Genomic DNA, 9,525 nt, shown 5'->3' with positions numbered 1-9,525 from the left:
CGAGGCTCCCCGGTCTTGTTGGCACTTGGTCATCCCCTACGACTGCCCTCCCGGGGCCGGGGGGGGGGCGCGGCGCCTCAGCCCCCGCGCCCGCCGCCGTCACGCGGTCACAAGGTCAGGCGGACACCCGCCGGACCAGACTGGTCGGCGTGATCACCGAGGCCGCCCCTGCTCCCGGCGCCGGCGCTGCTCCCGATACGGACTCTGCTCCCGACGCCGACGCCGTGTGGGCCGCCACGTCCAGCACGCGCATCAGCAGCCTGACCATGAGCCGTCCCATGCCCTCGATGTCCTGGCGCACGGTGGTGAGCGCCGGCACGGTGTCCCGCACCACGGCGTCCATGTCGTCGAACCCGACCACCGCGACGTCCTCCGGCACCCGGATCCCGTGGTCCCTCAGGGTGCGCAGCGCACCCGCGGCCATCAGATCGTTGGCGGCGAACACGGCGTCGAGGTCCGGCCGCCGCTCCAGGAGTTCGGCCATGGCGCGAGCCCCGCTCGCCGAGGTGAAGTCGCCCTGGCACAGCAGCGCCGGATCGGCGTCGACCAGCACGTCCTGGTAGCCGGCGATCCGGTCCAGCGCGGACGTCTGGTTGCGGGGGCCCGCGATGTGCCCGATCCGGCGGCGCCCCAGGGACACCAGGTGCTGCACCGCCGCCCGGGCGCCACCGCGGTTGTCACAGTCGACGAACGGCACGGCCAGCCCCGGTTCGAGCGCCGGACGGCCCCCGAACACCACGGGGACCCTGCTCCGCGCGATGAGTGCGGGAAGCCGGTCGTCGCTGTGCAGGGAGAAGGCCAGCGCGCCGTCCACGTGCCCCGCGTCCAGATACCGGGCGATGCGCTCGTGGTCGCCGGTGCCCTCCACCCAGAGCAGCACCAACTGGGTGTCCCGGGCGGTCAGCTCCCGGCTGATCCCCCGCACCTGCTTCTCGAAGAACGGATCGGAGAAGATCCGGAACTCCGGCTCGGCGATGATCACGGCGACCGCGCCGTGCCGTCGCGTGACCAGTGAGCGGGCCGCGTGATTGGGCACGTAGCCGAGCTCCTGGACCGCCTTGCGCACCCGGTCCACCAGGGGCCGGCGTACGCCTTCACCACCGTTGACCACCCGTGAGACCGTTGCCCGCGACACACCGGCCCGCGCGGCGACGGCTTCCAGCGTGGGGCGGGGCGAACCCTCGGTCAGCTCGGGCAAGGCAAGCGCTCCTGTTTCACGTCTTTCACGTACCGGTCCGACGCCGAACAGGATAGACGCTGCACGCCTCGCCCTGAGAGCGCTCCCAGAACCGGGCCGGCGATCAGATGGGGAAAACCCGGATGCCGGTCCCGCACGACCGCCTCTAGGCTGCACCGGCGGGCCGGACGAGGCGCGTACGGAACGTCAGCGAAGTGGAGATTCACGGGGTATGACCAGCCAATTGTTCGCGATCTGCTTCAACACGACCCGGCCGTCGGACCTGGCGCGGTTCTGGTCCGGGGTCCTGGGCTGGACGTCGGCCGACGGTTCCGACGACGGCGTCGCGGTCCTGCCCCCCGATCCCACCGGGTTCCGGATCCGTTTCCTGCCGAGCCAGGAGCCGAAGACCGGGCAGAACCGGGCGCATTTCGACCTGACGAGCACCTCCCCGGAGGACCAGCGGCGGACGGTGGCCAGGGCGCTCGAATTCGGCGGGGCACACATCGACGTGGGCCAACTCCCGGAAGAGGGGCACGTGGTGCTCGCCGATCCGGACGGCAACGAGTTCTGCGTCATCGAGGCGGGCAACAAGTTCCTCGCCGACACCGGGTTCATCGGAGCGCTGGCCTGCGACGGCACCCAGGAGGTCGGCTACTTCTGGAGCGGGGCGCTGCAGTGGCCGCTGGTCTGGGACCAGAACCAGGAGACCGCGATCCAATCGCCCGACGGCGGAACGAAGATCACCTGGGGCGGTCCTCCGGTGGCGCCGAAGAGGGGCACGAACAGGCTGTACTTCGAGCTGGCCGTCCCCACCGGCGCAGACCGGGAGGCGGAGATCGACCGCCTCGTCTCCCTCGGGGCGACGCGCACGGACGCCGGCGGGACCGACGACGGCCAGACACTGATGCTCGACCCCGACGGCAACGAGTTCTCCGTACGGGGGCCCCGGTGAACCGGCACGGTTTCCTGGCGTTGGCGCCGCAGTACTCCTCGACGTCCGAGCTGCTCTCGACATCGGCGCGTCGGCGGGGGATGGACGTGGACGTGCTTCCCGCCCACGGCGGTGGGGGTACGGCCACGGGAAGGCGTGGTGGCCACTACTACGGCGGCCCCGCCTTCGCGGCACGCGTCGTGGACGACCTCGAGGTCGCGCTCCTGGAGCCGGCCGACGACTGGCTGACCACGGTGCCCTCCCACTGCACCGGCCGGCGCATCGCCATGGCGACCATGGGCGAGGCGCGCCGCCTGTCCCGGCCGGCGTTCGTCAAGCCGCCGACCGACAAGAGCTTCCCGGCCGCCGTTTACGCCGACGGCAGCCGCCTCCCGACGGCGCCGGAGCTGACTTCGGACACCCCCGTACAGATCAGCGACGTGGTGACCTGGGCAGCGGAATTCCGCTTGTACGTCCTGGACGGCGAGGTCCGTACGGGCTCCCAGTACGCCACCTTCGGCCGCCTCGACGCCGAACCGCTGGACGGGCACCGCCACGAACACGCCGTCCTGGAGTTCGCCAACGACCTCCTGGCCACGTGCGGCGGTGGGCTGCCCAGCGCGGTGGTCGTGGACGTCGGACTCCTGACCACGCACCGGTACGGCGCCGCAGACCGGTGGGCGGTGGTCGAGGCGAACATGGCGTGGTTCAGCAACAGCTACGCCGCGGATCCCGACCGGGCCCTGGACGTCGTCCTGCGCTCAGCCGGCCCGCGCTCCGGGATGGCGGAGCGGGACCGCCGCTTCTGCCGGCACATCGAGGACGTCCCCCTCACCGGCTGAAGCCCGACCTGCGGTTCGGAGCCCCCAGGAGGTCGTCGATCTCGGCCGAGACGGCAGCGAGGAGACCCTTCCCGAACAGGCACAGCGACTCCTCCCAGGGGTGACCGAAGCTGCCGGTCAGGAAGTCCTCCGAGAGGTGGATGACGTAGTCGCCGTCGGGATACGGACTCAGGGGCCATCGCTCCTGTCCGGAGCCGCGAACGAGACGGGGGGAGAAGCGGAACGAGGCGTGCTGCCAGTCCAGGGCGAACAGCCTGCCTTCCGGAGGTACGCAGGCCGTGAGGCCCTGCCGGACCACAGGCTCATGCATCACCCGCGGAGCCTACCGATCACATGCTCAGGATTCCTCGGCCACGACGTCACCGGGGGACAGGGCCGCCTTTCCCCGCCGGTACACCACCACACCGCACACCGCGAGCAGCACGACTGCCGAGGCGGCCACCCCGAGGGCCGTCCGCTCGGCGAAGAGCCTGCCCAGCACATCGAGCACGGAGAGCCCCACGGTGGCGTAGATCAGCGCCCAGGCCGCTCCGCCCAGGAACAGGGCGGGGAGGTAGCGCGGCAGCGGCATGCGCATGCTGCCCGCGAGGAAATTGGCGGCGGTCTGGAAACCGACGGTCAGGAAGGAGACGGCCACCACCGGCGCGCCCCACCGCTGGATCGCCCGCTCGACCCGCCGGAACTTCGCCGAAGAGATCCGCCCGGCGAACCTGCTGCGCCGGGCCCCGGCGCCGGCGAGCCACCCGACGGCGAACGTCCCTCCGGCGCGGAGCAGCACGATGAGGTAGAGGACACCCGCCGTGAGCACGACCTCATCCACGGCGCCCCCTCCCGAGCCCGGGTCCGCGACCCGGGACGCCCGTCACCCGCAGGGGCGCCCCGCCCCGGCAGGCGTCGCAACCCCGGCCACCGTCTCTCACTCTTGCCCTGCCCTTACCTGTTCCGCCCTGTTGGCTCCCGGGCCTACGGCACGGAAACCCGATCCTGCAAGCCCGCACGCCCACAGCCAAGTAAGGTCAGCCTAACCGAACGCCCGTCCACAGGTACAGGGCGCTGGGCCGGAGCATCCGGCAGCCGGGCCGTACGACACACCCACCGGTCGAGGACCGTACCCGCTCAGAGCCGGGTGGCCGGCCGGATGGTCACGGCCGCGGTGGCGACGAGTCCGGCGTCGAGTGCGATCCGGCGGTCTCCGCCCGTCAGGTGGACGGCGATCGCACCGGTCTGCAGGAGTACGAAGCCGATGGCCGCGGCCGGCGCCAGCCGGGGAGCGATGCCGGTCAGCGGCGGCAGGACCAGGCCGGCCGCGCCGAGTATGTCGACCGCCCCCAGCGCCCTGAGAGCCGGCAACGGCACGCGGTCGACCCAAGCCGTCATCGGTCGGAGTCGATCACGGCTGCGGACCACCTTCAGCGTGGGCGCGGTGCTGCTCGACGAGGCGCGGGCCCTCCTCGACCACGCCGACCGCGTCCGGGCACGGGTGAGCGCGGCGGCCGGCGTCGCGACCCTCACCATCGGCATCCTGGGCGACGGCACCGACCCGGGAGTGGCCAGGCTGGCCGCCGCCTACCGCCGAAGCCGCCCCGGCATCGACATCCGCATCCGCGACACCGATCTGACCGACCCGACCTGCGGGCTGCGCGCCGGAACGGTCGACGTCGCCCTGACCCGGGCCCCGTTCGACGAGACCGCCCTGACGGTGCGTGCACTGAGGAGCGATCCGGTCGGCGTGGTCCTGCGCGCCGACGATCCGCTGGCCGGCCGCGACGGGCTGCGGCTGGCCGAGCTGAGCGGCGGACGACTCGGGCGGTGCGCGGGGCGGGCGGGTCACCCGTCCGGACTCCTCGGGCTGTGCAGAGCCCGCGTCCGGCATGACGCTGGAAGCCAAGCCACGGGACGGTGTGGAGGTGCCCCGGTGAGCCGGGTCCGCCCGTCGAGCCGAGGAGCGGCCGGGTTCCCGGCGCCGCGCTTGACGGGTGCCGAGCGCCTGCCGTGCCGGAGACCCTCGACCCGGTGACACCGTGACCGGGGGTGACTCCACGCCGCCCTTCCTCCAGGAGCGTGACCATGGCCCGGAACCGCCGTCTGATCCTCAGCTCGCCGTCCGAGGTCTGGGACCTGCTGTCCGACGGCCACCGCTACGGGGAGTGGGTGACGGGAACCCAGCAGGTCCTCGCCGTGGACCCGCACTGGCCGGACGTCGGCGCACGCCTGAAGGTCCGCGTCGGCGCCGGCCCCCTCACCCTCGACGACACCTGCGTCGTCCGCATCTCCGAGCCACTGCACCGGCTGCAACTGGAAGCGAAGGCAGGACCCTTCGGCGCGGCTCGCATCGCCATGCAGCTGATCCCGTGGGGCGAGCACACCCTCTTCACCCTCGATTGGCACCCCCTCCGGGGCCCCGGCACGCGGATGCACGGCCTCCCGGTGGACTACGTCGTCGCAGTCCGCAACGGCATGATGCTCACGAAGCTGGCCCGGATCGCGGTGCGCGAGCACGCCACGCGCGGCCCGGGCAGCCCGACGTCCGGAGCGGCCGGAACGTCTTCGCCCCGAACGTGACGGAGCCGGGAAACCCTCACCGCGCAGCCGGCAGGCCCTGAGCCCCCCGGCGGCCACGCCTCCGTTGCACCGGGTATCTTCCCAGTTCGCCCACTGTTTATCATTCCGGCCGTACCATGCGCGTGCCGGGCGCGTGGAGCGTACCGCGGGCGTCGGGGGAGGCGTGATGGCTGCACGACCGTACGACCGCATACGCGGGCCGCGCGAGACGGACGGGAACGACCTGCCGGGCGGGGTGGAGCTGTACCACCTCAGGCCGGACGGCGGCATCGTGCTCTCCGACCGCGACGGCTCGCGGGAGCTCGGCCCCGAGCGGGAGTTCCTGCGCTTCATCGACGACGGGCAGTTCGCGCACTACCTCGTGGGCGACGCGGCGACCTCGCCCGAGCGGCCCTCCAACGCCACCGTGAAACTGGGGGTCGTGGGCCCGCGCAGCGCCTTCACCCCGCACGCGCACGGGGGCGAGCACTTCGTCCTCAGCCTGGGCCACGCCGCGTGCGGACTCCACGACGCCGACCGCGGCCGCGTCACCCAGGTGCCGCTCGCACCCGGCATGCTGATCCGCATCCCGGAGATGATGCCCCACTCCTTCGCGAACCGCGGTGACGCCCCGCTGACCATCCTCGCCGCCAACACGGGGTACGGGATCGACCACGAGGACTACGCGATCACCGCGGCGGAAGCCGAGCACCGGGCCTCCGCGGGTGCCGTGCGGTCCGGCCCCGCGGCGGGCCCGGCCGCGACGGCGCTCGACACCGCCACCGACTACCGGGTCCTGGCCGCCGCGCTGCGCGACATCGAGCTCGCCCAGCGGGTCGACGGCATACCGGGCACCAGTGTCCGCGAACGCCTGGCCGCACGGCTGCGCCGGGTGGCCGCCGCACTGGAGGTGCCCCGGTGATCTGCCCGCACTGTGAACGCAACCTGCTCCGCAAGGAACGCACCGGCAACATCTGCAGCCACTGCAAGCGCGCCTACGCACTGGACCCGAAGACCAACACGCTGCGCCTCAACGACCTCCGGGTGCTCCGGATCGCCACAGGGCTGACGGACGGCGGACGGATCCATGTCACCCCGGGCCAGCTGTGGTACGCGCTGTCACGCAAGCGGATCAGGGACGGCGACTTCGACCCCGGCTGCGCGGGCGGCGCCATCGTCTTCGCCGTGATCGCCGCCCTCGTGGCCGGATTCGGCGGGCTGACGTTCCTGTGGTACGTCTCCGCAGTCCTGCTGGCCATCGGACTCGGCAACCTGATCGCCCACGAGATGGGAGTCGGCCGGGGCATCCCGCCCCTGCCCCGCTCGGTCTTCCGCGACTCGGCGCTCGTCCCGTGGACGAGGGTGTACGGAACCCTGCCGCCCGGCATGGTCGACGACATCGGCGATCCCTGGCCCCGGCGGCCGGCCGACGCCCCGCCGCCGAACGCCGTGCTGGTCTGCCCCGACCCCTCCATCGCCGCCTTCCTCACCGCCGACGGGCTGCCCGAACGCCACGGCATCGCCATGGTGCAGGGCCCCGAGAACGTCCGGCCGTCCCTCCTCTCCGCGCTGCCGCCGCGCGGCCCGGTCCTGGTGCTCCATGACGCCGACGCGCGCGGCGAGCTGATGGTGGAGCACCTCCGCGCCAAACTCCCCGGCCGCCCGGTGGTCGACGCGGGGCTCTCACTGCGTACCGTCCGGGCCCAGCCGAAGGCGGTGGCGTACCGCGATTCCCTGCACAAACCCGCGTCCGAGGAGATGCAACAGCTCACCGCCCTCGGCAAGTTCACCCCGGAGGAGCTGAAGTGGCTGGCGCGGGGCTGGCGGTTCCCGCTCGTCGGCGTCCCCCCGGCCAAGCTGCTCGCCGTGGTCGACCGGCTCGCCGAAGAGGCCGGCCGCAGGGGCGACGCCGAGCGGCGCCAGGCCGCGGAGGTCGGCTTCCTGACCTGGCCCGGGACTCCCGGAGACGGCTCGGCTCCGGCGGGTGAACGGTGATCTGCCCCCACTGCTCGACGGACCTGAAGTACAAGGAGCGCACCGGCCGGGTGTGCCCGCACTGCACCCACGGCTTCGCCCTGGACCCGCGGCTGCACGGCACCGGCATGCACGACCTGCGGATCCGCCGCTGCGCGAAGGCCCTGACCGACGACGGCCGGCTCAAGGTGACGGTCACCCAGCTCTGGTACCGCTCGCGTACGCAGAGCTCGTCCTGGCCCGCGCGGAAGGCGCGGGGGATCCACCGCGGCATCAGCTGGCCCCTGGCACTGGCGGCCTGCGCCGGGCTGATCGCCCTCGCGGCCCGCACCGGCGGCGCCCCGGCCTTCTGGTGCGGGGTCGGCGCCCTCCTGGTCCTCGTGGTGCCCAAGCTGGTCCCGTACGAGCGGGCCCGCCCCGGGGGCTCGTACATCAGCCCTCCCGAGTACGACTTCCGACGGCTGATGACCGGCGCGTGGAGCACGACGTACGGCGGGCTGCCGCCGGGTGTCGTGGACGACGCGGGCCCCACCCGCGGACGCACCGCGAAGCGGCCGCACCGGCCCAGGGCCGTGATCCTGTGCACCGACCACGCCGTCGCGGCCTTCCTGGAGGCGAACGGCGTGCCCGGGCGGCTGCGGGCCGTACTGCTGGAGGCCGCCCCGGACCACGTTCACGAAGACCTCGTCGAATTCCCCGGCGACCTCCCGGGCGACCTCCCGGTCGTCGTGGTCCACGACGCGAGTGCCATGGGGGCGCTGCTGGCGCCGCTCCTGCGCATCGCCCATCCGGACAGGACCGTGGTGGACGCCGGACTGCCGGTGGCCGCGGTCCGGAGCCGGCGCGGCGCCGTCCACTGCTTCTCACCGGCCCCGGCCGTGGACGCGGGCGCGCTGCGGGCGGTCGCGGGCCTGTCCGAGGAGGACGCCGCCTGGCTGGCCGCGGGGTTCTGGAGCCCGGTCGCGGCCGTTCCCCCGGCGCTGCTCCTCACCGCCGTCAAGAAGGCGGTGGCACGGGCGGTGGCCGCCGCCCCCTCCCCGTCCGGCCCCGCGCCCGAGCACTCCTTCCTGACCTGGCCGGACGCCCCCGCGACGAAAGGTACGCCCACCGCATGAGCACGAGCACGACCCCGCGTACGGAGGGGGGCGCGGGTACGGGCCTGCCCGGCTCCGCGTCCGCCGCACGCCCCGGCGCGCCCGGCTTCGGGGACCGGCTCCTGGACCTGGCGATCGGAAGGGCCGCCGCCCGCGCGGCCGCCCCGGGCGGGCTCCGGTTCACCGAGCGTCAGCTCTACTACGAGACCTGCCGGGTCCTCAGCCCGGCCCCCCGGCTCCTGCGCCGCGTCCCCGGCACCCCGGCGCCCGTGCTGCGGCTGCCCTCCTTCACCCGTGCCCTCGACGCGCGCGGGCGGGCGACCGTACCGGGTCTGCTGCCGGCGGCGGCCCCTCCGGCGGAGGGGGCCGGATCCCGGCCGTCCGAGCCCGACCTGTACGACTACGGGCTGCCCCGGCTGCTGCTGTGCCAGGACCGCTCGATCGCCGCGATGCTGCTCGCCAACCACGTCCACCTGGAGGCGGCCTGCCCGATCCTCACGGCGGCCGACGGGCTGCCGCTGGATCCGCGCCTCGTCGCGGCCCTGGAGCGGGCGGAGGGCGCCACGGTGCACGTCCTGCACGACGCGAGCCCCGAAGGCGTGCTGCTCCCCGCCCGGGTACGGGCCGCGCTCGGCCCCGCGGCCGGGGTGCGGGTCAGCTCCCTGGGCCTCGTACCGCGGCACGTCTCCGCCCTGCGGCTGCCCACCGGGCGCGGCCCTGCCCCCGCCCCGGCGGCGGGCGCCCACTGGCCGGCCGCGCTGCGGCCGCGCGAGGCGGCATGGCTGGCCCGGGGCCGGTTCGCCGAGGTGGCCGCGGTCCCGCCGGCCAGGCTCGTACGGACGGTGCTGCGCCTGACCCGGGGGCCGCGGCCGCCCCGCGACTCCGTGTGGGGCGAGCTGAGCGGCCTGCGCACCGCCGGCTTCATGACCTGGCCCACCGCGTGACCGGCCCCCGTCACCCCTT

The 9,525-nt window shown here is 73.9% G+C and carries 10 protein-coding genes and 2 pseudogenes; 8 read left to right on the top strand and 4 right to left on the bottom strand.

The features are described from left to right. Nucleotides 1-115 precede the first annotated feature (115 nt). Nucleotides 116-1,198 (bottom strand): LacI family DNA-binding transcriptional regulator, encoded by a 1,083-nt coding sequence (locus AB0O36_RS32975; protein ID WP_365116661.1) that lies wholly within the window; start codon nt 1,196-1,198, stop codon nt 116-118. 211 nt (nt 1,199-1,409) lie between these two features. On the opposite strand from AB0O36_RS32975, the gene AB0O36_RS32970 reads away from it, so the two are divergent. After that, nucleotides 1,410-2,132 (top strand): VOC family protein, encoded by a 723-nt coding sequence (locus AB0O36_RS32970; protein ID WP_365116658.1) that lies wholly within the window; start codon nt 1,410-1,412, stop codon nt 2,130-2,132. Beyond that, nucleotides 2,129-2,953: an ATP-grasp domain-containing protein gene (locus tag AB0O36_RS32965; RefSeq protein WP_365116655.1), complete on the top strand. Its 825-nt coding sequence runs from the start codon at nt 2,129-2,131 to the stop codon at nt 2,951-2,953. The genes AB0O36_RS32970 and AB0O36_RS32965 overlap by 4 nt, the downstream gene beginning before the upstream one ends. On the opposite strand, the gene AB0O36_RS32960 is transcribed toward AB0O36_RS32965, so the two are convergent. The 3 genes and pseudogenes from AB0O36_RS32960 to AB0O36_RS32950 all read right to left on the bottom strand — a co-directional run. Continuing rightward, nucleotides 2,943-3,263, bottom strand: coding sequence for a DUF2716 domain-containing protein (locus tag AB0O36_RS32960; protein WP_365116671.1), 321 nt, complete (start codon nt 3,261-3,263; stop codon nt 2,943-2,945). The two genes, AB0O36_RS32965 and AB0O36_RS32960, sit on opposite strands and share 11 nt — an antisense overlap. Nucleotides 3,264-3,290: 27 nt before the next feature. Beyond that, nucleotides 3,291-3,773 carry a VTT domain-containing protein gene (locus AB0O36_RS32955; protein WP_365116653.1) on the bottom strand — a complete coding sequence of 161 codons (483 nt, stop codon included), beginning with the start codon at nt 3,771-3,773 and terminating at the stop codon, nt 3,291-3,293. 296 nt (nt 3,774-4,069) lie between these two features. Continuing rightward, nucleotides 4,070-4,369, bottom strand: a pseudogene (locus AB0O36_RS32950) (DoxX family protein); the annotation flags it as partial. On the opposite strand from AB0O36_RS32950, the pseudogene AB0O36_RS32945 reads away from it, so the two are divergent. The 6 genes and pseudogenes from AB0O36_RS32945 to AB0O36_RS32920 form a co-directional block, all read left to right on the top strand. Next, nucleotides 4,365-4,745 (top strand): annotated as a pseudogene (locus tag AB0O36_RS32945) (LysR substrate-binding domain-containing protein); the annotation flags it as partial. The pseudogenes AB0O36_RS32950 and AB0O36_RS32945 overlap by 5 nt on opposite strands. Before the next feature lie 275 nt (nt 4,746-5,020). After that, the gene (locus AB0O36_RS32940) at nt 5,021-5,515 is read left to right on the top strand and encodes an SRPBCC family protein (protein ID WP_365116650.1); all 495 of its coding nucleotides are present in this window, start codon (nt 5,021-5,023) and stop codon (nt 5,513-5,515) included. Between the two features lie 166 nt (nt 5,516-5,681). Further along, nucleotides 5,682-6,416: a cupin domain-containing protein gene (locus AB0O36_RS32935; RefSeq protein WP_365116648.1), complete on the top strand. Its 735-nt coding sequence runs from the start codon at nt 5,682-5,684 to the stop codon at nt 6,414-6,416. Beyond that, nucleotides 6,413-7,489 carry a hypothetical protein gene (locus AB0O36_RS32930; protein WP_365116645.1) on the top strand — a complete coding sequence of 359 codons (1,077 nt, stop codon included), beginning with the start codon at nt 6,413-6,415 and terminating at the stop codon, nt 7,487-7,489. The genes AB0O36_RS32935 and AB0O36_RS32930 overlap by 4 nt, the downstream gene beginning before the upstream one ends. Further along, a complete protein-coding gene (locus AB0O36_RS32925; protein WP_365116644.1) occupies nt 7,486-8,583 on the top strand; it encodes a hypothetical protein in 1,098 nt (365 codons plus the stop codon). The genes AB0O36_RS32930 and AB0O36_RS32925 overlap by 4 nt, the downstream gene beginning before the upstream one ends. After that, entirely contained in the window at nt 8,580-9,506 is a 927-nt protein-coding gene (locus tag AB0O36_RS32920) for a hypothetical protein (protein WP_365116642.1), read from the top strand. Before AB0O36_RS32925 ends, AB0O36_RS32920 begins: the two co-directional genes overlap by 4 nt. Nucleotides 9,507-9,525 lie beyond the last annotated feature (19 nt).

Source organism: Streptomyces sp. NPDC089799, assembly GCF_040684755.1.
GTDB lineage: Bacteria > Actinomycetota > Actinomycetes > Streptomycetales > Streptomycetaceae > Streptomyces.
Note: the sequence above shows the minus strand (reverse complement) of the source record. Positions and strands in the feature narration are given on the sequence as shown.

What these genes read in the sequence shown, in the direction of transcription:
- AB0O36_RS32960 (WP_365116671.1), bottom strand. Translation starts at nt 3,263, where the DNA reads ATGCATGAGCCTGTGGTCCGGCAGGGCCTCACGGCCTGCGTACCTCCG.
- AB0O36_RS32940 (WP_365116650.1), top strand. Translation starts at nt 5,021, where the DNA reads ATGGCCCGGAACCGCCGTCTGATCCTCAGCTCGCCGTCCGAGGTCTGG.
- AB0O36_RS32935 (WP_365116648.1), top strand. Translation starts at nt 5,682, where the DNA reads ATGGCTGCACGACCGTACGACCGCATACGCGGGCCGCGCGAGACGGAC.
- AB0O36_RS32920 (WP_365116642.1), top strand. Translation starts at nt 8,580, where the DNA reads ATGAGCACGAGCACGACCCCGCGTACGGAGGGGGGCGCGGGTACGGGC.
- AB0O36_RS32970 (WP_365116658.1), top strand. Translation starts at nt 1,410, where the DNA reads ATGACCAGCCAATTGTTCGCGATCTGCTTCAACACGACCCGGCCGTCG.